19 protein-coding genes are annotated in these 21,086 nt (G+C 64.4%); 9 read left to right on the forward strand and 10 right to left on the reverse strand.

Features of this window, described 5'->3' with window-relative positions; genetic code table 11:
- Position 1: 1 nt before the first annotated feature.
- From minD to metE, 3 genes are all read right to left on the reverse strand, one after another.
- Positions 2-817 carry a septum site-determining protein MinD gene (gene minD, locus GEV02_RS09970; protein WP_026334797.1) on the reverse strand — a complete coding sequence of 272 codons (816 nt, stop codon included), beginning with the start codon at positions 815-817 and terminating at the stop codon, positions 2-4.
- Between the two features lie 28 nt (positions 818-845).
- The gene (gene minC, locus GEV02_RS09975; protein WP_152837841.1) at positions 846-1,619 is read right to left on the reverse strand and encodes a septum site-determining protein MinC; all 774 of its coding nucleotides are present in this window, start codon (positions 1,617-1,619) and stop codon (positions 846-848) included.
- Between the two features lie 216 nt (positions 1,620-1,835).
- Positions 1,836-4,211, reverse strand: a complete 2,376-nt coding sequence (gene metE / locus GEV02_RS09980) for a 5-methyltetrahydropteroyltriglutamate--homocysteine S-methyltransferase (protein WP_152837842.1) — start codon at positions 4,209-4,211, stop codon at positions 1,836-1,838.
- A 106-nt stretch (positions 4,212-4,317) separates the two neighbouring features.
- Between metE and GEV02_RS09985 the strand changes: the two genes are divergently transcribed.
- The 6 genes from GEV02_RS09985 to GEV02_RS10010 all read left to right on the forward strand — a co-directional run bounded on the left by GEV02_RS09985 (position 4,318) and on the right by GEV02_RS10010 (position 9,559).
- Positions 4,318-5,226, forward strand: coding sequence for a LysR family transcriptional regulator (locus GEV02_RS09985; RefSeq protein WP_152807669.1), 909 nt, complete (start codon positions 4,318-4,320; stop codon positions 5,224-5,226).
- 260 nt (positions 5,227-5,486) lie between these two features.
- On the forward strand, positions 5,487-6,665 hold the full coding sequence (locus tag GEV02_RS09990) for an acetyl-CoA C-acetyltransferase (protein ID WP_152837843.1): 1,179 nt from the start codon (positions 5,487-5,489) through the stop codon (positions 6,663-6,665).
- Positions 6,666-6,770: 105 nt separating this feature from the next.
- A complete protein-coding gene (phbB, locus tag GEV02_RS09995; RefSeq protein WP_008443632.1) occupies positions 6,771-7,511 on the forward strand; it encodes an acetoacetyl-CoA reductase in 741 nt (246 codons plus the stop codon).
- 89 nt (positions 7,512-7,600) lie between these two features.
- Positions 7,601-8,557: a prolyl aminopeptidase gene (gene pip / locus GEV02_RS10000; RefSeq protein ID WP_152837844.1), complete on the forward strand. Its 957-nt coding sequence runs from the start codon at positions 7,601-7,603 to the stop codon at positions 8,555-8,557.
- 81 nt (positions 8,558-8,638) lie between these two features.
- The gene (locus GEV02_RS10005; RefSeq protein WP_070268240.1) at positions 8,639-9,082 is read left to right on the forward strand and encodes a DUF2721 domain-containing protein; all 444 of its coding nucleotides are present in this window, start codon (positions 8,639-8,641) and stop codon (positions 9,080-9,082) included.
- A 24-nt stretch (positions 9,083-9,106) separates the two neighbouring features.
- Complete coding sequence (locus GEV02_RS10010) at positions 9,107-9,559, forward strand: hypothetical protein (RefSeq protein WP_152837845.1); 453 nt, start codon at positions 9,107-9,109, stop codon at positions 9,557-9,559.
- A 13-nt stretch (positions 9,560-9,572) separates the two neighbouring features.
- Here the strand turns inward: GEV02_RS10010 and GEV02_RS10015 are convergent, their stop codons facing one another.
- Entirely contained in the window at positions 9,573-10,145 is a 573-nt protein-coding gene (locus GEV02_RS10015) for an SRPBCC family protein (RefSeq protein WP_152838070.1), read from the reverse strand.
- Between the two features lie 166 nt (positions 10,146-10,311).
- Here GEV02_RS10015 and GEV02_RS10020 point away from each other — a divergent pair, with 166 nt between their 5' ends.
- Positions 10,312-12,357: an NADPH-dependent 2,4-dienoyl-CoA reductase gene (locus GEV02_RS10020; protein ID WP_152837846.1), complete on the forward strand. Its 2,046-nt coding sequence runs from the start codon at positions 10,312-10,314 to the stop codon at positions 12,355-12,357.
- 8 nt (positions 12,358-12,365) lie between these two features.
- On the opposite strand, the gene GEV02_RS10025 is transcribed toward GEV02_RS10020, so the two are convergent.
- The 4 genes from GEV02_RS10025 to pdxR all read right to left on the reverse strand — a co-directional run bounded on the left by GEV02_RS10025 (position 12,366) and on the right by pdxR (position 17,097).
- Positions 12,366-13,313, reverse strand: a complete 948-nt coding sequence (locus tag GEV02_RS10025) for a hypothetical protein (protein WP_152837847.1) — start codon at positions 13,311-13,313, stop codon at positions 12,366-12,368.
- A gap of 10 nt (positions 13,314-13,323) precedes the next feature.
- Entirely contained in the window at positions 13,324-15,051 is a 1,728-nt protein-coding gene (gene ybaL, locus GEV02_RS10030) for a YbaL family putative K(+) efflux transporter (protein WP_152837848.1), read from the reverse strand.
- Between the two features lie 72 nt (positions 15,052-15,123).
- Entirely contained in the window at positions 15,124-15,576 is a 453-nt protein-coding gene (locus GEV02_RS10035) for a carboxymuconolactone decarboxylase family protein (RefSeq protein WP_008443642.1), read from the reverse strand.
- Between the two features lie 93 nt (positions 15,577-15,669).
- A complete protein-coding gene (pdxR, locus tag GEV02_RS10040; protein WP_152837849.1) occupies positions 15,670-17,097 on the reverse strand; it encodes a MocR-like pyridoxine biosynthesis transcription factor PdxR in 1,428 nt (475 codons plus the stop codon).
- Between the two features lie 79 nt (positions 17,098-17,176).
- Here pdxR and GEV02_RS10045 point away from each other — a divergent pair, with 79 nt between their 5' ends.
- Both GEV02_RS10045 and GEV02_RS10050 read left to right on the forward strand, forming a co-directional pair.
- Positions 17,177-17,620, forward strand: a complete 444-nt coding sequence (locus GEV02_RS10045) for a GNAT family N-acetyltransferase (protein ID WP_152837850.1) — start codon at positions 17,177-17,179, stop codon at positions 17,618-17,620.
- A complete protein-coding gene (locus GEV02_RS10050; RefSeq protein ID WP_152837851.1) occupies positions 17,617-18,234 on the forward strand; it encodes an FMN-dependent NADH-azoreductase in 618 nt (205 codons plus the stop codon). The genes GEV02_RS10045 and GEV02_RS10050 overlap by 4 nt, the downstream gene beginning before the upstream one ends.
- Here the strand turns inward: GEV02_RS10050 and GEV02_RS10055 are convergent.
- Complete coding sequence (locus GEV02_RS10055) at positions 18,231-19,352, reverse strand: beta-ketoacyl-ACP synthase III (RefSeq protein WP_152837852.1); 1,122 nt, start codon at positions 19,350-19,352, stop codon at positions 18,231-18,233. The two genes, GEV02_RS10050 and GEV02_RS10055, sit on opposite strands and share 4 nt — an antisense overlap.
- Positions 19,353-19,556: 204 nt before the next feature.
- Complete coding sequence (locus tag GEV02_RS10060; RefSeq protein WP_152837853.1) at positions 19,557-21,011, reverse strand: S41 family peptidase; 1,455 nt, start codon at positions 21,009-21,011, stop codon at positions 19,557-19,559.
- Positions 21,012-21,086 lie beyond the last annotated feature (75 nt).

Here is a 21,086-nt window from a genome sequence, read left to right on the forward strand (position 1 = left end):
ATTACTTGCTCCCGAAAATACGCTGCAGCAGGCCAGGCTTCTCGTAGTTAGTGAAGCGCAACGGCAATTCCTGGCCGAGGAAGCGCGACACCACATCTTCGTAGGCTTCCGCAACATCGGTGCCCTTGAAGTGAATCGCTGGATTGCCCTGGTTCGACGCATGCAGCACCGATTCCGATTCGGGAATGATGCCGATCAGTGGTATACGCAGGATTTCCTGCACATCTTCGTACGACAGCATTTCGTCCGCTTCCACGCGTTTCGGCGAGTAGCGGGTGATCAGCAGGTGCTCCTTGACCGGCTCGCCGCCGGTCTGGGCGCGGCGCGACTTGGCCTGGATGATGCCGAGGATGCGGTCCGAATCGCGCACCGACGATACTTCCGGATTGGTGACGATGATGGCTTCGTCGGCGAAGGTCAGCGCCATCAGCGCGCCGTGCTCGATGCCGGCCGGCGAATCGCAGATGATGAATTCGAAGCCCATGTTGATGAGCTCATGCAGCACGACTTCCACGCCGTCTTCGGACAGCGCATCCTTGTCGCGCGTCTGCGACGCCGGCAGGATGAACAGGTTGTCGCAGTGCTTGTCCTTGATCAGCGCCTGGGTCAGCGATGCCTCTTTATTGATCACATTGATCAGGTCGTACACCACGCGGCGTTCGCAGCCCATGATCAGGTCGAGGTTGCGCAGGCCGACGTCGAAGTCGATGACGGCGGTTTTATGGCCGCGCATGGCCAGCCCGGTGGAGAAGCTGGCGCTGGAAGTCGTCTTACCGACACCGCCCTTACCGGACGTTACAACAATAATTCTCGCCACAAAAAAGTCCTTTTCAGAGAGTTGCTAGTCAAGCGCGGTTTGCAGAATTGACAGATAGTATATCGATTCGGTCGCCGACCAGGCGGATTTGCGCAGGAGAACGTGCATATTCGGCCGGGAAGCCGTCTTCAAATGTGCGGTAAACGCCGGCAATCGACACTAACTCCGGCGACATCGTCATGGCGAAGATGCGCGCCTCGGCATTGCCGGAAGCGCCCGCCAGCGCGCGGCCGTTGAGCGTGTTGTACACGTGGATGCTGCCGTCGGCGATGATCTCGGCGCCGTTGTTGACCACGGCGGTGATGATCAGGTCGCAGCCGCGCGCGTAGATGCGCTGGCCGGCGCGCACCGGGGTGTCGATAATCATCACGCCGGCGTTGCCGGGGAAGCCTTCGGCCGGTGCGGCTGGCGCTGCCGCGGGAGCGGGGGCTGCGGCCTTGACCGGCGCCGGTGTAGCGGCTTCGGCCTCTTCGCGCGGCTTGGTCGCGGTCTCCAGGCTCAGGCCGTGGGCGGCGATCTCGGCGGCCATGGATGGCGGCGCGTTGCGCACGGCGACCGGATTCAAGCGGTATTTTTTCAGCAGGGCGATGATGCCGGCCCAGTCGACCGGGCCGCTGCCGGCCGGCAGCGCGGCGACGTCGATCACGGTCAGGTCGTCTTCGAAGAAGTCGGTGGTGCCGCCGGTCATTTCGGCCAGCGCGGCATCGAGGGCCAGGCGGTCCGCCGTGGACAGGATGGCGGAGACTGCGACTACGGTGGAAATCTTGATTTCTATGGGCTTTTGAAACAGGCTCTTGGACATGGGCGACAGTATTAGAGGGTTAACCTCGCGCGCATGCGCAGGCACGAGCATTTTACTGTGGAAAACGGCGGATGGGGAGGGCTGGCACCGTACTGGGCCAGTAAAAATGCGGGATGGCGGGAGGCGTCGTTCCCGCGAAGGCGGGAATCCATACGCAGCCGGCGTGGTCGAGACGCACGCTCAGCATGGATCCCCGCCTTCGCGGGGATGACGACGTCAGTAGATCGCGTGTTCAGCGCGCAGCTGGCGGGCGGCCGCGACCATGTTGCGCAGTGCGGTTTCGGTTTCCGCCCAGCCGCGGGTTTTCAGTCCGCAATCCGGGTTGACCCACAAGTTGGCCGGCGGGATCACCGCGCTGGCTTTCTGCAACAGCCGCACCATCTCGGCCTGGCCCGGCACGCGCGGCGAGTGGATGTCGTACACGCCGGGGCCGATCTCGTTCGGATAGCGGAACTGGCCGAAGCCGTTCAGCAGCTCCATGTCCGAGCGGCTGGTTTCGATGGTGATGACGTCGGCGTCCATGGCGGCGATCTGCGGCAGGATGTCGTTGAACTCGGCGTAGCACATGTGCGTGTGGATCTGCGTGCCGTCGGCCGCCGCGCTGGCCGACACGCGGAAGGCGCGCGTGGCCCAGTCCAGGTACTCGTCCCAGCGGCTGCGGCGCAGCGGCAAGCCTTCGCGCACGGCCGGCTCGTCGATCTGGATGATGCCGATGCCGGCCTGCTCCAGGTCGGCCACCTCGTCGCGGATCGCCAGCGCGATCTGCAGCGCGGTGCGCGCGCGCGGCTGGTCGTCGCGCACGAACGACCATTGCAGGATGGTGATAGGACCGGTCAGCATGCCCTTCATCGGCTTGCCGGTCAGGCTTTGCGCGTGCACGGTCCAGTCGACCGTCATCGCCTTTGGACGGCTGACATCGCCGTAGATGACGGGCGGCTTGACGCAGCGCGAACCGTACGACTGCACCCAGCCCAGCTGCGTGAAGACGAAGCCGGCCAGCTGCTCGCCGAAGTATTCGACCATGTCGTTGCGCTCGGCTTCGCCGTGGACCAGCACGTCCAGGCCCAGCTCTTCCTGGCGGCGCACGGCGTAGGCGATTTCTTCGCGCATCTTGGTTTCATAGTCGGCCGTGTTCAGCTCGCCGCGCTTGAAGCTGGCGCGGGCGGCGCGGATGGTGGCCGTTTGCGGGAAGGAGCCGATGGTCGTCGTCGGGAAGGCCGGCAGCTTGAAGCGGGCGCGCTGCTCGGCCTGGCGCTGGGCGAACGGCGAGTGGCGGCGGTCGGCGTCGGCGGGCAGGGCGGCGATGCGCGCACGCACGGCGTCCTGGTGCACGCGCGGGCTGGCGCGGCGGCTGGCGATGGCGGCGCGCGATACTTCCAGCGCGGCGGCGGTGGCCGCGTCGTAGTCGCCTTGCAGCGCCTGCTTGAGCACATACAGCTCGTCGAGCTTCTCGGTGGCGAAGGACAGCCATGAGCGGATTTCAGCATCGAGCGCGGTCTCGGCCGCCAGCGTGAACGGCACGTGCAGCAGCGAGCACGAGGCCGACAGCCACAGCTTGCCGCCGCGCTTTTCCGCGATCGGCGCCAGCGTGGCCAGCGCGGCGTCGAGGTCGGTGCGCCAGATGTTGCGGCCATCGACGATGCCGACCGACAGCACCTTGTGCACCGGCAGCCAGTCGGCGATGCTGGTCAGTTCGTGCGGCGCGCGCACGCCGTCCACGTGCAGGCCGGCCACCGGCAGGCGGCAGGCCAGGCTCAGGTTTTCTTCCAGCGGCGAGAAGTAGGTGGCCAGCAGCAGCGGCACGCCGACCTGGTTCAGCTGCCAGTAGCTGTTCTCGAACGCGCTGCGCCAAGGCGCCGGCAGGTCGAGGCCGAGGATGGGCTCATCGATCTGCACCCACTGCACGCCCTGCGTCTTCAGACGGTCCAGCACCTGGCCGTAGACCGGCAGCAGCTTGTCCAGCAAGGCGAGGCGGTCGAAATCGCCGTCGGCCTTGGCCTTGCCCAGCCACAGGAAACTCAACGGTCCCAGCAGCACGGCCTTGACCGCGTGGCCCAGCGCCTGCGCCTCGGCCACTTCGTCGAACAGGCGCTCGCAGGCCAGCGAGAAGGCGGTTTCCGGCGTGAACTCCGGCACCAGGTAGTGGTAGTTGGTGTCGAACCACTTGGTCATTTCCAGCGCGGCCGAGGCGTGCAGATTGCCTTCGCCGTGGGCGTCGTGCGCGTGGTCGTGGCCGCAGGCGGCCGGCTCGGCGGCCTTGTTGCCGCTCTTGCCGCGCGCCATAGTGAAGTAGCGGCTCAGCTGCGACTGGCCGTCGCCGAAACCGTAGCGTGCCGGTTCGCAACCGAGCAGCTGGATGTGGTTGGCGACCTGGTCGTAGAAGGCGAAATCGCCGACCGTGACGAAGTCCAGCCCGGCCTGCTGCTGCAATGCCCAGTGGCGCGCGCGCAGGTCGCGGCCGACGGTTTCCAGTTCGGCTTCCGGCAATTCGCCGCGCCAGTTGGCCTCCAGCGCAAATTTCAGTTCGCGCGCCGCGCCGATGCGCGGAAAGCCCGGAACGTGGCTTTGTATGGCTTTATTCGATGTTGTCATTTTGATGTCATCCGCATTTAATATTGGTGATATAAAGTGTGCGGCAATCCGGTCTATAATCAAAACGAAAGATTTTGCGGCTTCACATGAAAAAATTTAATAGACCATGCTAGAGATACGTCACCTGCGCACCCTGAGTGCCCTACGCTCCGCCGGCAGCCTGGTTCGTGCTGCGCAACTGCTGAATCTGACGCAGTCGGCCTTGTCGCATCAAATCAAATTGCTGGAAGATCGCTACGGCGGGCCGCTTTTTGAGCGAAAATCCGTGCCGATCGGCTTTACCGCGACCGGCGCCCGCCTGCTCAAGCTGGCCGATCTGCTGTTGCCGGAAATCGAGTCGGCCGAGCGCGAAGTGGCGCGCCTGACCCAGGGCGACACCGGCCAGCTGCGCGTGGCGCTGGAGTGCCACACCTGTTTCGACTGGCTGATGCCGGTCATGGATGAATTCCGCAAGCGCTGGCCCGAAGTGGAGATCGACCTGGTGTCGGGCTTCCACAGCGAGCCGGCCGAGCTGCTGCGCAGCGGCGCCGCCGACCTGGTGATCGGCTCGCCCTACGGCCCGGACTTCGCCACCTTCCCGCTGTTCCGCTTTGAAATCCTGGTGGTGATGGCGCAGAAGCACCGCCTGGCGGCCCAGCGCCGCCTGCAAGCGTCTGATTTTGAAGGCGAAACGCTGATTACCTACCCGGTGCCGGAAACCCGCATCGACCTGATCCGCGAAGTGCTGCAGCCGGCCAATATCCACTTCGAACGGCGCACCGCCGAACTGACGGTGGCCGTGCTGCAGCTGGTCGCCAGCCGCCGCGGCATCGCCGCGCTGCCGAACTGGGCGATCAAGAACTATGTCGACTACGACTACGTGATCGCCAAGCCGGTCGGCGAACAGGGGCTGTGGAGCGACCTGTTCGTCTCCGTGCCGGAGGCGCAGAAGCAAAAGGCCTACGTGCTGGACTTCGTCAATGTGATACGCGAGCAGTGCGCCAGCACCCTGGACGGTATCAAATTATTATCGTGACAAATTGACATTGTTTCTTCAGAATGATTGAGGCGGATTTGACGCACATCAAGCGTCTCGCCAAACTCGCCGCTTACGATGGGTGCCCAGTGATTGCAGGCCGCTGGCATGGATGCTGCTAGAGAAACCCTTGCACGAGGGAAGGTTCTCGCGGCGACGCACAATCGAAACCCTGCACGGCCTCATCGCCGGAAGCGTATTATCGAAGTTCGCGTTGTTGCTAAACTAAGCCGGCCGTGGCCGGCGCATTGGAGAGTCATATGGATGATGTAGTTATCGTGGCCGCTGGCCGTACCGGCGTGGGCAAATTCGGCGGCAGCCTGGCCAAGACCCCGGCTTCCGAGCTGGGCGCGCATGTGATCAAGGGCCTGCTGGCCAAGACCGGCATCGATCCTAACCTGATCAGCGAAGCCATCCTCGGCCAGGTGCTGACCGCCGGCGTCGGCCAGAACCCGGCGCGCCAGGCCGTCATCAAGTCCGGCCTGCCGAACACCATTCCCGGCTTCACCATCAACCACGTGTGCGGCAGCGGCCTGAAAGCCACCCATCTGGCGGCGCAAGCGATCAAGGCCGGCGACGCCGACATCGTCATCGCCGGCGGCCAGGAAAACATGAGCGCCTCGCCGCACGTGATGAACGGTTCGCGCGACGGTTTCCGCATGGGCGATTTCAAAATGGTCGACTCCATGATCGTCGACGGCCTGTGGGACGCCTACAACCAGTACCACATGGGCACCACCGCCGAGAACGTCGCGAAGAAATACGAGATTTCCCGCACCGAGCAGGACGAGTTCGCGCTGAACTCGCAGCTGAAAGCGGAAGCCGCGCAAAAGGCTGGCAAGTTCAAGGATGAGATCCTGCCGCTGGAAATCGTCCAGAAAAAAGGCAGCATCGTGTTCGACAGCGATGAATACATCAAACCAGGCTCGACCATCGAAGCGCTGGCCGGCCTGCGCCCCGCCTTCGCCAAGGATGGCAGCGTGACCGCCGGTAACGCCTCCGGCCTGAACGACGGCGCCGCCGCCGTCATCATGATGTCCGCCACCAAGGCCAAGGAACTGGGCCTGCCGGTGCTGGCCAAGGTCAAGGCCTACGCCTCGTCCGGCCTGGACCCTGCCTTCATGGGCATGGGCCCGGTCTCGGCCACCAAGCTGTGCCTGAAAAAGGCCGGCTGGACCCCGGACGACCTGGACCTGCTGGAAATTAACGAAGCCTTCGCCGCACAGGCCGTGGCCGTCAACAAGGAAATGGGCTGGGACACCAGCAAGATCAACGTCAACGGCGGCGCCATCGCCATCGGCCATCCGATCGGCGCTTCCGGCGCCCGCATCCTGGTCACGCTGATCCACGAAATGGTGCGCCGCGATGCCAAGAAAGGCCTGGCCTCGCTGTGCATCGGCGGCGGCATGGGCGTGGCGCTGGCCATCGAACGCGCTTAAGCAGTACTCGCAACATTTGTAGCATCAGGCAGTAGCAGTGCCGCGCCGGGTTGTCGACGGCGCGGTGTCAGATGATTTTTGGTGTCTATTAACGAGGGGACGAAAATGGCAAGAGTTGCATTAGTAACCGGTGGCATGGGTGGTCTGGGCGAAGCAGTGTGTTTCAAACTGTCGGCACTAGGCTATTGCGTCGTCACCACGTATTCCCCTGGCAATCCGAAGGTCGAGCAATGGCTCGCAACTACCCGCGATCAGGGCTTTAATTTCCGCGCTTATCCGTGCGACGTGGCCGACTACGATTCGGCCCAGGCGTGCGTGGCCGCTATCGAAAAAGATATCGGTCCGATCGACGTGCTGGTGAACAACGCCGGCATCACCCGCGACATGACCTTCAAGAAGATGGACAAACCGAATTGGGACGCCGTCATGGCCACCAATCTGGACTCCGTGTTCAACATGACCAAGCCTGTGTGCGATGGCATGGTGGAACGCGGTTGGGGCCGTATCATCAATATTTCGTCGGTCAACGGCCAGAAGGGCGCCTTCGGCCAGACCAACTATTCGGCCGCCAAGGCCGGCATGCACGGCTTCACCAAGGCGCTGGCGCTGGAAGTGGCGCGCAAGGGCGTGACCGTCAACACCATTTCGCCGGGCTACATCGGCACCAAAATGGTGATGGAAATCCCTCAGGAGGTGCTCGATACCAAGATCATCCCGCAAATTCCGATGGCCCGCCTGGGCAAGCCGGAAGAAGTGGCGGGCCTGGTGGCCTACCTGTCGTCGGACGAAGCGGCTTTCGTCACCGGCGCCAACATCGCCATCAACGGCGGCCAGCACATGTCCTAAGCGGCTAAGCATTGCAGCCCAAGGCCAGGATCGTTCGCGATCCTGGCTTTTTTTTCGTACAATCTGCTATCGATGCCTAAAGGATAGCCATGTTCGACCCGACCTCGCCCCTGTTCCCGCCCGTCCTGCCGTCACGCCACGGCATGCTGGCGGTTGACGACCTGCACACCATCTACTGGGAAGAAGTCGGCAATCCGCAGGGCATACCGGTGGTGTTCCTGCACGGCGGCCCGGGCGCCGGCCTGTCGCCGCAGCACCGCCGCTTCTTCGATCCCGAGCAGTACCGCGTGATCCTGTTCGACCAGCGCGGCGCCGGCAAGTCGCTGCCGCTGGGAGAATGCCGCGCCAACACCACCCAGCTGCTGGTCGAGGACATCGAGCGCCTGCGCGTGATGTTCGGCATCGAGCAGTGGCTGGTGTTCGGCGGTTCCTGGGGTTCGACGCTGGCGCTGGCTTACGGCCAGGCGCATCCCGAGCGCTGCCTGGGCTTCATCCTGCGCGGCATCTTCCTGTGCACGCAGGCGGAGGTGGACTGGTTCCTGCACGGCGCCCAGTGGTTCCACCCCGAGGTGCACGCCGATTTCATCGCCGCGATCCCGGAGGCGGAGCGCGGCAACCTGCTGCAAGCTTATGTGAACCGCATCATGAGCGACGACCCGGCAATCCACTGGCCGGCGGTGCGCGCCTGGAGCCGCTTCGAAGGCCGCCGCGTGTTCCTGATGCCGCAAGCCGAAGATCCGCCGTCGGACACGCTGGACCTGGGCGTGGGCCGGCTGGAATCGCACTACATGGCCAACCTGGGCTTCTTCGGCGAGGACCAGCTGCTGCGCAATATGGACCGCATCGCCCACCTGCCGGCGGTGATCGTGCAGGGCCGCTACGATGTCATCTGCCCGCCGGTATCGGCCTGGCGCCTGCACCAGGCCTGGCCCGGATCGGTGATGAACATGGTGCCCGACGCAGGCCACGGCGCCATGGAAAAAGGCATTTCGCGGGCGCTGGTGGGAGCCACCGAGCAGTTCAAGCGTAGCCGCGGATTTGTCTGAGATCGGGCGCCGCCCGCCCGGAATCGGCCCGCATGGCGCGCGGGCTGATACACTATCGATAATTCCAGCTTCCACGCATCCATGAATATACAAGTCGGCGATATCGGCCATATCATCCAGCTGGCGATTGCGCCGGTGTTCCTGTTGACGGGCGTATGCACCAACCTGATGGTGCTGACCAACCGCCTGGCGCGCATCATCGACCGTTCGCGGGTGCTGGAGGACAGGCTCGATATCGGCTACAGCGACGTCTACCTGAACGAACTCGATGTGCTGTACCGAAGATCGCACCTGATCAACGCCTCGATCACGCTGTCGACCGCCTGCGGGCTGCTGATTTGCCTGGTGATTGCGATGCTGTTCCTGGGCGATATCACCAACATCTCGTTGGACAAGTACATCGCGGGCATGTTCGTGGTGGCGATGCTGGCCCTGATCGGCAGTTTCGTCTACCTGCTGCGGGAGATTTTCATCGCTTCGGCGGCGATGCGCTCGCACCGCCATGTGCGCCGCCCGCTCAAATAACTTTGTAAAGAATAGAGTACCAACATGCACGATTACCAACGCCCTCCGACCCTGTATCGCTACGGCGTGCGCGAAGACCTGGAACTGGCGCTGACCCAGGGCCAGTTCATCCTGACCCCGGCCAACAGCTGCCTGACGCTGAGCCTCTCCAAGGCCTGGGACCGCAAGCTGTTCGAGCTGTTTTCGTCCGACAGCTGCCTGGTCATCCACAACACCGAGGAATTCGGCGAGCGCCTGCATCGCGCGGTGCAGCGCACGCTGCCTAGCTGGGCCGGCATCGACGGCGCCGTCGAATACGGCACCCGCGCAGCCCTGGGCGTGGCCTTCACCAAGACATCGGCCGAAGCGCAGGAGCAGGAGTGGCAGTTCGCCTGGCGTGCGATGCAGGCCAAGCTCAGTCTCAATCCGGTGCTGGTGAAGATCGGCAGCCTGGAAAACTTCGCCGAGCTGCGCGACCGCGATACATATCTGGCTTAATTATTGAGCTAAATTATTTAGCATCTTCGCGGCGGTCGAGGCGCGCCAGCACAGCGTTCATCATGCGCTCGATATCGCCGCGTATCATCTTGGCGCCGAGGATGCCGGGCACGTAGAAGTTCGGTATCAGCTTGCCGCTGTAGACCACCCGGGTGCCGCCGGTCTCGGGCACCGGTATCAATTCCCAATGCGATTCGTAGTGCTTCATGTCGCCGGAGATCAGCGAAATGTCGATCGACGACATCGGCTGCTCAGTCGCGCGCACGATCAGGTGGATGGATTTGGTCATGAACAGGAAGCGCGCCACGCCGAATTGTTCGACGATGACCTCATTGCCGTTACGGGACAAGACCTTGCACGACTCCATGTCGGGCACGAATTCGGCCATGCGTTCATAGCCTGTCAGGATGCGCCATACCTTCGGCAGTGGCGCCGCCACCGTGCCGGTGGCGTCCACTTCGTACATATGCAGCGCATCGAGTTCAACCCGGTTGACCGACACCTCCAGCTTGGGCAATTCAAGCTTAGGTGCCTGCGCCAGCACCGGGGCGGCTACACCTAACAACAAAAACAGAAGGAATCGCATCATCTTTCCAGCGTAAGGGAAAGGGTGGCAGAATACAAGAGCGCTACCGCACCGACCGCCAAATTCGCGGGGCGGGCGCCGGGACTTTAGAAGCCCAGGTCTAGAGAATTGAGTTTTAATGCGGGCATCATCGTGCTTGACCCAACGTCTGACTCTAAGAACCATAATGACAACTTCACCATACCCACACCTGCTGGCTCCCCTCGATCTTGGCTTCACGACGCTGCGCAACCGCGTCGTCATGGGCTCCATGCACACCGGTCTTGAGGACCGCTTCTACAACTACGGCAAACTGGCCGCATTCTATCGCGAGCGCGCACGCGGCGGGGTGGGATTGATCGTCACCGGCGGCATCTCCCCCAACCGCTCCGGGTGGCTGCTACCCTTTGGAGGTACGCTCAACTTCAAGGGCGATGTCATCAACCACCGCCGCGTCACCAGCGCGGTGCACGAGGAGGGCGGCAAGATCCTGATGCAGATCCTGCACGCGGGCCGCTACGGCTACCAGCCGTTCGTGGTGTCGGCGTCGGAGAAGAAATCGCCGATCTCGCCGTTCAAGCCGCGCGCGCTGACCGAGGCCGGCATCGAAGCCACCATCCGCGACTACGCCCGCTGCGCCAAGCTGGCGCGCGACGCCGGCTACGACGGCGTCGAGGTGATGGGCAGCGAAGGCTATCTGCTCAACCAGTTCCTGTGCGCCCGCACCAACCTGCGCACCGACCGCTGGGGCGGCAGCATCGAGAACCGCATGCGCCTGTCGGTGGAGATCGTCAAACGCATCCGCGCCGAAGTGGGCAATGACTTCATCATCATGTACCGCCACTCGCTGCTGGACCTGGTCGACGGCGGCAATACCTGGGACGACGTGGTGGCGGTGGCCAAGGCCCTGCAGCACGCCGGCGCCACCATCCTCAATTCCGGCTACGGCTGGCACGAGGCGCGGGTGCCGACCATCGTCACCTCGGTGCCGCGCGGCGCCTTCGCCAGCCTGGCGGGACGCCTGCGCCGCGAAGTGACGATACCGGTGGTGGCCTCGAACCGCATCAACATGCCGGCCGAAGCGGAAGGCATCCTGCAGCGCGGCGACGCCGACATGATCTCGATGGCGCGTCCCTTCCTGGCCGACTCGCACTTCGTCATCAAGGCCGCGCAAGGCCGCACCGACGAGATCAACACCTGCATCGGCTGCAACCAGGCCTGCCTGGACCACACCTTCTCCAACAAGCGCGCCAGCTGCCTGGTGAACCCGCGCGCATGCCACGAGACGGAGCTGGTCTACGCCCCGGCCGCGAAGAAGCGCCGCGTGGCGGTGGTCGGCGCCGGGCCTGCCGGTCTGTCGGCGGCCACGGTGGCGGCCGAATGCGGCCATGACGTCACCCTGTTCGATTCCAGCGACAGCGTCGGCGGCCAGTTCAAGATCGCCATGCAGATCCCGGGCAAGGAGGAATTCGCCGAGACCATCCGCTACTTCCGCCGCAAGCTGGAACTGACCGGCGTCACCGTCAAGCTGGGCGTGCGCGTCACGCGCGAGCAGCTGATCGCCGAGGGCTACGACGATGTGGTGGTCGCCACCGGCATCAAGGTGCGCCGTCCGCCGATCGAAGGCATCAACCATCCGAAAGTGCTGTCGTATATCGACGTTTTGCAGAACAAGGCGCCGGTGGGCAAGCGCGTGGCCATCATCGGCGCGGGCGGCATCGGCTTCGACGTCGGCGAATACCTGCTGCACGATCCCAAGCATCCGCTGCCGCTGGCGCTGGATGTCTGGGCCAAGGAATGGGGCGTGGACATGAAGGGTGACGCGCCTGGCGGCCTGACGACGGTGGAGACGCCGGAGCCGGTGCGCCAGCTGTATCTGCTGCAGCGCAAGACCTCCAAGCTGGGCGCGGGCCTGGGCAAGACCTCGGGCTGGGTGCACCGCGCGGTCCTGGCGCGCAACGGCGTGGTGATGCTGGCGGGCGTGCAGTACGACCGCATCGACGACCAGGGCCTGCACGTGACCATCGCCGGCGAGCAGCGACTGCTGTCGGTGGATAACGTGGTGGTCTGCGCGGGCCAGGACAGCCTGACCGAGTTGATGCCGTCGGAAGAGGAAGTCAAAGCCAACGCAGCCTGGCCGCGCTTCCACAAGATCGGCGGCGCCGCACTGGCGGCGGAGCTGGACGCCAAGCGCGCCATCAAGGAAGGCGCGGAGCTGGCTGTCAGCCTGTAAGCTACAGGCTATGCGGCAGGCAGTCGATCCACCATGCGAACGACTGCCTGTTCGAATGTCTGCTTGCCGTTCATATAGGGTTGCCACTCGCTGGCGATGATCGGCGCGAATGGCGACCAGTAGCCTTTGAACAGGCCGCCCTTGTCGGCGTAGGGTTCGTAGTCGATACCGTCGCGCCGTTTGAGTACTGCTTTCACCACGGCGCCTACGGTGTAGAACTGCACCGCGTGCCACAGGTCCGAATCGGCCGAGCGATGCGTCGCCTTGAGGCGGGCGTCGATCATCTCTTCGAGCTTCTCCGTCGATGCGATGTGCGAAATCTCGTGATACGTCATCTCCAATGCAGCGAGTCCCTGATAACTGGGGCGACCGCCGGGGATGACTGTTTGCGTGTCCGTGTAGCCGCCCTGGCGCTTGCCGGTTTCCACCACGATGTCGATGCGGATCGGTGTCGATGGGAAGGGCGTTTGCAGATGGCGCGCAATGCCTTCCTGGACTTCAGCGCCGTAGCGCTCATCCAGCCGCTTCGCTTCGGCGATCCACTGACGGTTGCTGGCGTCGTGCTGCGCCCAGAGGCAGCGCGCATAGATCGGCGCGACACTGTTCAACGTGGACGCCAGCTGCGGCGGCAGGGCCAGACCGCTGGCGTCGCGCCGCGTGTCGGCCACGCTCAGCGCGGTTTTGATGGCTGTCATCTGCTCGTCGAACAGCAGATCGCGCTTGGCGTAGTTGTCGTGGTACCAGGCGACGGCGCCGCGCAACGTCGCCATTTCGTCGGCGGTGGGCGTGGCCGTCCAGCCGGTTTTTTCCAGCAGTTCCGGATGCACGCCCAGGTTGTACAGGAAGTGATGCATGTTCATCAGGAAGGCGCTGTGAAAGTCCAGCTGCACGCGTGCCGGCGATGCCCCCGCACCCGGGAGTAGCAGCGATGCCGGCAGCGCCACCGCACAGCGCATCAGCGCGCGCCTAGTGACTATGATGGCCTCCGCCTTTTGCCAGGTTGGCCAGCACGAACTCCGTCATGCCCTTCGCCAGTTCCTGCTCGCCGATGAAGACTTCGCCCGCGCGTTCGCCGCGCAGCAGTTCCGCTTCCTCGTCGCTGTGCGTGCGCACTACGGTCTTGATGTTGGGGTTGAGCGCGCGCGCGGTTTCGATCATGGTCCGCACGTGGAAGGTGTCCGGTGTGGCGATCACCAGCATCGCGGCGCGCGCGATGTGGGCCTGGATCAGCACCGCCGGTTCGCCCGCATTGCCGGCCACCGCATGCGTGCCGTCCTTGCGCAGCTGGTCCACCAGCTCGCGGTTCTGTTCCGCCACCACGAAGGGGATGCCGCGTTCGGTGAGCGCGGCGGCGATGCGCCGTCCCACGCGGCCATAACCGACCAGCACCACCTGGCCGGCCAGATGCTCCTGTGGCACCGATGTCGGCAGCTCCGCCAGCGGATCGGCCGTGCGTTCGAACTTGGCCGCCAGCGATGCGTTCCGTCCCATCCAGCGTTCCAGCGGCTTGGTGACGCGGAACACGACCGGGTTCAGCGCAATCGAGATGATCGCGCCGGCCAGTATCAGGCTTTGGCCTTCGGCCGGCATCAGGCCCAGGGACAGGCCCAGCGCCGCCAGGATGAAGGAGAACTCGCCGATCTGCGCCAGGCTGGCCGAGACCATCAGCGCGGTCTTGGCCGGATAGCGCAGCAGCAGCACCAGCAGGAAGGCCGCCACCGATTTGCCGACCACGATGATCGCGACCACGGCCAGCAGCTTGAGCGGCTGCTCGATCAGTATCGCCGGCTCGAACAGCATGCCGACCGAGACGAAGAACAGCACCGCGAACGCGTCGCGCAGCGGCAGCGATTCCTCGGCGGCGCGGTGCGCCAGTTCGGATTCGCGCAGCACCATGCCGGCGAAGAAGGCACCCAGCGCGAACGACACGCCGAAGTAGTGGGTCGACGCGTAGGCGATGCCGACGGCGGCGGCGATTACGCACAGCGTGAACAGCTCGCGCGAACCGGTGCGCGCCACCTGCCACAGGATCCAGGGGAACAGCTTGCGGCCGACCACCAGCATCAGCGCGATGAAGGCGCCGACCTGGCCCAGCGTGATGGCCAGCGTGGTCCACAGGTTGGCTTCGCCCATGCCGGTAACGCCATGGCTTTCGCTGTATGTGCCGCCCAGCGAGCCTGCCAGCGCAGGCAGCAGCACCAGCACCAGCACCGTCACCAGGTCTTCCACCACCAGCCAGCCGACCGCGATGCGGCCGTTGAAGCTGTCGAGAATTCCGCGTTCCTCCAGCGCCCGCAGCAGCACCACCGTGCTGGCCACCGACAGCGCCAGGCCGAATACCAGTCCACCGCCTGTGCTCCAGCCCCAGAAGTGCGCCAGCACCATGCCCAGCGCGGTGGCGACTGCAATTTGCAGCACGGCGCCCGGCAGCGCGACGCGCCGGACGGCCCATAAATCATCGAGAGAGAAGTGCAGGCCGACGCCGAACATCATCAGCATCACGCCGATTTCGGCCAGTTGCCCGGCCAGCGCCGTATCGGCCACGAAGCCCGGCGTGGCGGGGCCGATGATGATGCCCGCAGCCAGATAGCCCACCAACGCCGGCAGTTTAAGGCGCGTTGCGAGATAGCCGAACAAAAGGCCGAAGCCCAGTGCGGCAGCGATGGTGGTAATCAGGCTGATATTGTGGGGCATGCGTGCGGGGCTCCTGCGCTAGGGTGGGTGAGCCCTAGCGTAGCACAATCGCGCCCCGTACGGATCGTCGGATCAGTAGGCCAGGGCCGCCGGCGCCATGCGCATGCTGACGCCGAAGCGGTTGAAGGCGTTCATCAGCGACACGGCCACGGTCAGGTCGGCCAGTTCCTTTTCGCTGAAGACGGCGATCGCCTTTTGATAGTCGCTGTCCGGCACATTGGTCTGGGCCACGCGGGTCACGCTTTCGGCCCAGGCCAGGGCGGCACGCTCCTTCTCGCTGAACAGCGCGGCCGCTTCCTCCCACACCGGCACCAGCGCCACCTTGTCGATCTTGACGCCCTGGTTCAGCAGGTCGCGGGTGTGCATATCGATGCAGTAGGCGCAGCCATTGATCTGCGACACGCGCAGGTAGACCAGCTCCACCAGCTCGGACGGCAGGTCGCAGGTTTGTACATAGCTCTTGACGGCGGCGAAGCCCTTGTAGGCTTCAGGGGCGTGCTTGAATACTTCGAGGCGCTTGCTCATGGCGTTTCCTTGATTGATTGCGAATGAGCGTATTCTGCTGATGCATGGCCTAGTCGTGAAGAGCCAAGAATGGGCTATTGGACTAGGCCATGTTTACATCAGCCTGAGTATCCGTTTGCCGAGTTCCCGCGCCCGCTGCGGGGTGTCGATGTTGGTGAAGGCCAGCAGCAGCGCCGACGCCGCATGCGGCAGCACGCTGCGCTCGGACAGCGCCAGCGCGGCCATGCCGTCCTGCCGCATGCGCTCGGCCAGTGCGCGGTCGGTGTGGCGGCCCTTCATGCGCAGCACCAGATGCATGCCGCCCGGCTGCGGATCGATGCGCAGGTGTTTGCCCAGCACCGCGGCCAGTCCTTCGGCGGCGATCTGGCGGCGCTCGGCGTACAGGCGGCGCATGCGCTGGATGTGGCGGGCGAAGTGGCCTTCGTTCATGAAGTCGCTGACGATGGTTTGCATCAGCGCCGGGCCGCTGGCGGCGTAGGTCTGGCTTATCTGTTCGAAGCGCGCCACCTGCGCCGGCGGCACCACCAGGTAGGCCAGCCGCACCGCCGGGAACAGCACCTTGCTGAAGGTGCCGGCGTACAGCACGCGGCCGTCGCGGTCCAGGCTTTGCAGCGCAGGCAGCGGGCGGCTGGCGTAGCGGTATTCGCCGTCGTAGTCGTCTTCCACGATCCAGGCGTCGGCCTGTCTGGCCCAATCCAGCAGCGCCAGGCGGCGCGGCAGCGACAGCGCGACGCACAGCGGGCTTTGATGCGCGGGCGTGACGATGGCGGCCCTGGCGCGCGGCGCGGTGGCCACGCCGTGCGACACCACCAATCCGTCTGCGTCCACCGCCACCGGGGCCAGTTTCATGCCGGCCTGTTTCAGCAGCTCGCTCGTCGGCGGGAAGCCGGGGTCCTCCACCCAGACGCCGTCGCCCGGCTGCAGCAGGGCGCGTGTCACCAGCTCCAGCGTGTTGCGGTAGCCGGAGGTGATGAACACCTGCGATGGCGTACAGTCGATGCCGCGTGACAGTTGCAGGTAGGTGGCGATGGCGGTGCGCAGCGGTGCCTGGCCGGCGAAGGGAGGGTAGGCCATGTCATCGGCTTGCGTGGCGCGGATCGCGCGCGCCGCCAGTCGCGCCCACACCTTGCGCGGGAAGGCGTCCAGCGCAGGCAGGCCCATTTGGAAGGGGCGGTTCAGCGGGGTGGGCATCGCCGACGCTGCCGATGTCGTCGGACTGGCGCGGGTGCGCGGTGTGCGTGCGGGTGTTGCTGCGGCGTGGCGGGCCAGCGCCGGGGTCACGATGGTACCGGCCTGGCCGCGTGTTTCGACATAGCCTTCGGCGGCCAGCAGCGAGTAGGCCGCTTCCACCGTGCCGCGCGCCAGTCCCAGCTCCAGCGCCAGCGCACGGGCCGATGGGATGCGGGCCTCCGGCAGCAGCAGGCCTTCCGAGATGGCGCTGCGGAAGCGGGTGTAGATCTGCCGGTACAGCGGTTCGGCGGCTGCGGTGTCGAGATGGAGGAAATCTGGCTGGTTTTTCATGGCCTAGTTGGGATGTCGTTTTATGGCTCTGGAGATTATGCCATTGCGCTCATAAGATGATGTTTTGAAAGGATCAGCCATGAACGACAAACTGAAGGATGTAGAGACGGCGGACCAGCTGCGCGCCTGCTACCCGGTGATGAAGCAGCTGCGCCCGCACCTGGAAACCGAGGACGATTTCGTCGCCCGCGTCACGCGCATGGGGCAGCAGGGTTATCGCATCCTGGCCGCGTGGGAGGGGGGCGAAGTGGTGGCCTTGGCCGGTTATCGCCTGGAGGAGAATCTGGTGTACGGCAAATTCCTGTACGTGGACGACCTGGTGGCGGGCGAGAAAACGCGCGGCCAGGGCTGGGGCGCACGGCTGCTGGAGCATCTGACCGTGTATGCGGAGCAGGCGGCATGCGTCAAGCTGGTGCTCGACACCGGGATGGCGAACGCGCTGGCGCAGCGCTTCTACTTCCGTCAGGGCTTGCTGACGGGCGCCATGCGCTTCGGTAAATTCCTGAAAGCGGGTGCGGCATGAAGATCCTGCACATCACTTGCAGCGCGCGCGGGCAGCAGTCGGTGAGTTATCGCCTGTCCCAGCGCGTGATGGACCGGCTGTTGTCGCAGCACCCTGCCGCGCAAATCGTCACGCGCGATCTGTGGGCCGAGCCGCTGCCGCATATCGACGGCGAGTATGCGGCGGCCCTGGGCGGCACGCGTGACCGCGTATCGGCGGCTGCGGCGCGCGGCCTGTCGTCGCTGGCTCTGTCGGACCGGCTGATCGCCGAGCTGCGCGACGCCGATTGCGTGGTGATCGCCACGCCGATGCACAACTTCACGGTGCCGTCGGTGTTGAAGGCGTGGCTGGACCACGTGGTACGCATAGGCGTCACCTTCAACGCCACGCCGGAAGGCAAGATCGGCACGCTGGAGGATCGTCCGGTGTACATCGCCGTCAGCTCCGGCGGCTACCGTACCGGCGAGCGCGCCCGCCAGCCTGACTTCCTCGAACCCTATCTGCGTGCCATCCTGCCGACGATAGGCCTGAAAAACCTCAACTTCGTTTCCGTCCAGGCCACCGCCTTCGGCCCGGAAGCGACAACGGCCGCTTTCGCGGCCGTCGAGCGGGAGCTGGAAGCCTGCGTCGCTTAAATCCGGCGCACCACCACGCAGCCGATCGAGTAACCGGCGCCGAAGGAGCAGATCACGCCCAGCTGGCCCGGGGCCATGTCGTCCGAGTGCTTGTGGAAGGCGATCACCGAACCGGCCGACGAGGTGTTGGCGTAGGTGTCCAGGATCACCGGCGCTTCGCCCGGCTCGGCGTCGCGGCCCAGCACCATGCGGCTGATCAGCAGATTCATGTTCAGGTTGGCCTGGTGCAGCCAGTAGCGGCTTACCTGCGGCACTTCCAGCCCGGCGCCGGTGATGGTGTTCTTGATCATCTCGGCGGCCATCGGGCACACGTCCTTGAACACCTTGCGGCCCTGCTGGCGGAACAGCTTGTCCGGCTGGCCGATGCCCGCTTCGTCGAAGCGGTTCAGGAAGCCGAAGTTGTTGCGGATGTTGTTGGAGAAGCTGGTCTTCAGCTTGGTCTCGACGATTTCCCAGCGGTGCGAGCCCTTGGCCGTGTCGGCCGCTTCGATCACCATCGCCGTGCAGGCGTCACCGAAGATGAAGTGGCTGTCGCGGTCGCGCCAGTTCAAATGGCCGCTGGTGATTTCAGGATTGAGCACCAGCACCGCGCGCGCCTGGCCGCTCTGCACCGCCGCCACCGCCTGCTGGATGCCGAAGGTGGCCGACGAGCAGGCCACGTTCATGTCGAAGCCATAGCCTTCGATGCCCAGCGCGCCTTGCACTTCCACCGCCATCGCCGGATAGCCGCGCTGCATATTCGAGCAGGCCACCAGCACCATATCGATATCGGCCGCCACGCGGCCGGCGCGGTCCAGCGCCTGGCGGGCGGCCGCCACGCAGATCTCGGCCTGCAGCGACAGTTCCTCGTCCGCGCGCTCGGGAATGCGCGACACCATGCGCGCCGGGTCCAGGATGCCGGTCTTTTCCATCACATAGCGCGACTTGATGCCGGACGCTTTTTCGATGAAGGCCACGCTGGACATCTCCAGCGCCGTGACCGTGCCTTCCGCGATGGCGGCGGCGTTGTCGGCGTTGAACTGTTCGGCGTAGGCGTTGAAGCATTCCACCAGCTCTTCATTGGAGATCGACTGGGCTGGCGTAAAGAGGCCGGTACCGCTGATGACAGCTTGTTTCATGTTTAAACTTTCAAATTTAGCAATGGCTCACGCCAATAATGAGGCAAATTCTACACAATGGCTGCACGTTAGGCGAAAATAAAAGCGGCGCCCTTGAGGCGCCGTTAAAAAAATGGGGTCAAGTCTGACATTTGGACACGGGCTCTACCGTAAAGCGATCTACGGTAGAGCCCGTGTCCAAATGTCAGACTTGACCCCCAATTTTTATTTCTTGGCCAGATCCTTCTTGATACCGCCGAGCGCGGCTTCGGTCTGCACCACCGTGGTTTCCGGCTTGGCCAGCTGGACCGGCAAGCCTTTCAGGTGGTTCAGCGCCTGCGCCAGCTGGAAATCGTCGGCGCTGCCGTATTCCAGCGGCTTGCGTTTCTTCTCCAGCGCCACGATGCGCAGCTGCTCTTCCAGCTCGTCGCGCTTGCTCTTGGCGATTTCCTGGTCGCGGTCGTTCGTCAGGTGTTTGTCGAGGTCGGCTTCGCGGGTGCGCAGCGCGTTCAGGCCGTCGCCGTCGGCGTTTTCATCCACCGCCAGGTCGGGCACGATGCCCTTGGCCTGGATCGAGCGGCCGTTCGGCGTGTAGTAGCGCGCCGTGGTCAGCTTGACGGCGGTGTCGGCGGTCAGCTGGCGGATGGTCTGCACCGAGCCCTTGCCGAAGGTCTGGGTGCCGATGATGTCGGCCCGCTTGTAATCCTGCAGCGCGCCGGCGACGATCTCCGAGGCCGAGGCCGAACCGGTGTTGACCAGCACCGCCATCGGCACCTGCTTGAGCGCGGCCGGCAGCTTGGCCAGCGCGTCGCTGTCGTTGCGCAGCGCGTAGTATTCGGGACGGCCGTAGAAGATCTGCTTGGAATCCGGCAGCTGGCCGTTGGTCGAGACGATGGCCGCATCCTTGGGCAGGAAGGCCGCCGCCACGCCGATCGCGCCTTGCAGCACGCCGCCCGGGTCGTTGCGCAGGTCCAGCACCAGGCCCTTGATGTTCGGATCCTGTTTGTACAGTTCGATAATCTTGGCGGCCAGGTCATCGACGGTCGGTTCCTGGAACTGCGAGATGCGGACCCAGGCGTAACCAGGCTCGACGATCTTGCCCTTGACGCTCTTCTGGTGGATTTCCTCGCGCGTGATGTTGAACACCAGCGGCTCGGCCTCGCCCTTGCGCAGGATGGTCATGCTGACCTTGGTGTGCGGCTCGCCGCGCATCTTCTTGACCGACTCGTCCAGGCTCAGGCCCTTGACCGGCGTGTTGTCCAGCCGGGAGATCAGGTCGCCCGCCTTGATGCCGGCGCGCCAGGCCGGCGAATCCTCGATCGGCGCGACGATCTTGATGTAGCCATCCTCGCTCTGGCCGATCTCGATGCCGAGGCCGACGAACTTGCCCTGCGAACCTTCGCGCAGTTCGGCGTAGGCTTTCTTGTCCAGGTAGGCGGAGTGCGGGTCCAGCGAGGCCACCATGCCGGAGATCGCTTCGGTCAGCAACTTCTTGTCTTCGACTTTTTCGACGTAGTCGGATTTGATCAGGCCGAACACGTCGGCCAGCTGTCGCAGTTCTTCCAGCGGCAGCGGCGGGTCCACCGGCTTTTGCGCCATGGCGGAAAACTGCAGCGAGATCGCGACACCGGCCACGACACCCAAGCCGATCAGTCCGGAATTTTTTAGTTTCTTGCCCATGTTTCACCTATCGAAGCTGTTGCCGATAGCCGCCGCCTGTGGGATTTCCCGCCGCAACGTGCTTGAGTTGAGTAT

It is taken from the genome of Rugamonas aquatica (assembly GCF_009380215.1).
Taxonomy (GTDB): domain Bacteria; phylum Pseudomonadota; class Gammaproteobacteria; order Burkholderiales; family Burkholderiaceae_D; genus Rugamonas; species Rugamonas aquatica_B.

Coding starts and splice junctions, on each gene's coding strand:
- minC (WP_152837841.1), bottom strand. CDS start 1,619: ATGTCCAAGAGCCTGTTTCAAAAGCCCATAGAAATCAAGATTTCCACC.
- metE (WP_152837842.1), bottom strand. CDS start 4,211: ATGACAACATCGAATAAAGCCATACAAAGCCACGTTCCGGGCTTTCCG.
- GEV02_RS09985 (WP_152807669.1), top strand. CDS start 4,318: ATGCTAGAGATACGTCACCTGCGCACCCTGAGTGCCCTACGCTCCGCC.
- GEV02_RS09990 (WP_152837843.1), top strand. CDS start 5,487: ATGGATGATGTAGTTATCGTGGCCGCTGGCCGTACCGGCGTGGGCAAA.
- phbB (WP_008443632.1), top strand. CDS start 6,771: ATGGCAAGAGTTGCATTAGTAACCGGTGGCATGGGTGGTCTGGGCGAA.
- pip (WP_152837844.1), top strand. CDS start 7,601: ATGTTCGACCCGACCTCGCCCCTGTTCCCGCCCGTCCTGCCGTCACGC.
- GEV02_RS10005 (WP_070268240.1), top strand. CDS start 8,639: ATGAATATACAAGTCGGCGATATCGGCCATATCATCCAGCTGGCGATT.
- GEV02_RS10010 (WP_152837845.1), top strand. CDS start 9,107: ATGCACGATTACCAACGCCCTCCGACCCTGTATCGCTACGGCGTGCGC.
- GEV02_RS10015 (WP_152838070.1), bottom strand. CDS start 10,145: ATGCGATTCCTTCTGTTTTTGTTGTTAGGTGTAGCCGCCCCGGTGCTG.
- GEV02_RS10020 (WP_152837846.1), top strand. CDS start 10,312: ATGACAACTTCACCATACCCACACCTGCTGGCTCCCCTCGATCTTGGC.
- GEV02_RS10025 (WP_152837847.1), bottom strand. CDS start 13,313: ATGCGCTGTGCGGTGGCGCTGCCGGCATCGCTGCTACTCCCGGGTGCG.
- ybaL (WP_152837848.1), bottom strand. CDS start 15,051: ATGCCCCACAATATCAGCCTGATTACCACCATCGCTGCCGCACTGGGC.
- GEV02_RS10035 (WP_008443642.1), bottom strand. CDS start 15,576: ATGAGCAAGCGCCTCGAAGTATTCAAGCACGCCCCTGAAGCCTACAAG.
- pdxR (WP_152837849.1), bottom strand. CDS start 17,097: ATGAAAAACCAGCCAGATTTCCTCCATCTCGACACCGCAGCCGCCGAA.
- GEV02_RS10045 (WP_152837850.1), top strand. CDS start 17,177: ATGAACGACAAACTGAAGGATGTAGAGACGGCGGACCAGCTGCGCGCC.
- GEV02_RS10050 (WP_152837851.1), top strand. CDS start 17,617: ATGAAGATCCTGCACATCACTTGCAGCGCGCGCGGGCAGCAGTCGGTG.
- GEV02_RS10055 (WP_152837852.1), bottom strand. CDS start 19,352: ATGAAACAAGCTGTCATCAGCGGTACCGGCCTCTTTACGCCAGCCCAG.
- GEV02_RS10060 (WP_152837853.1), bottom strand. CDS start 21,011: ATGGGCAAGAAACTAAAAAATTCCGGACTGATCGGCTTGGGTGTCGTG.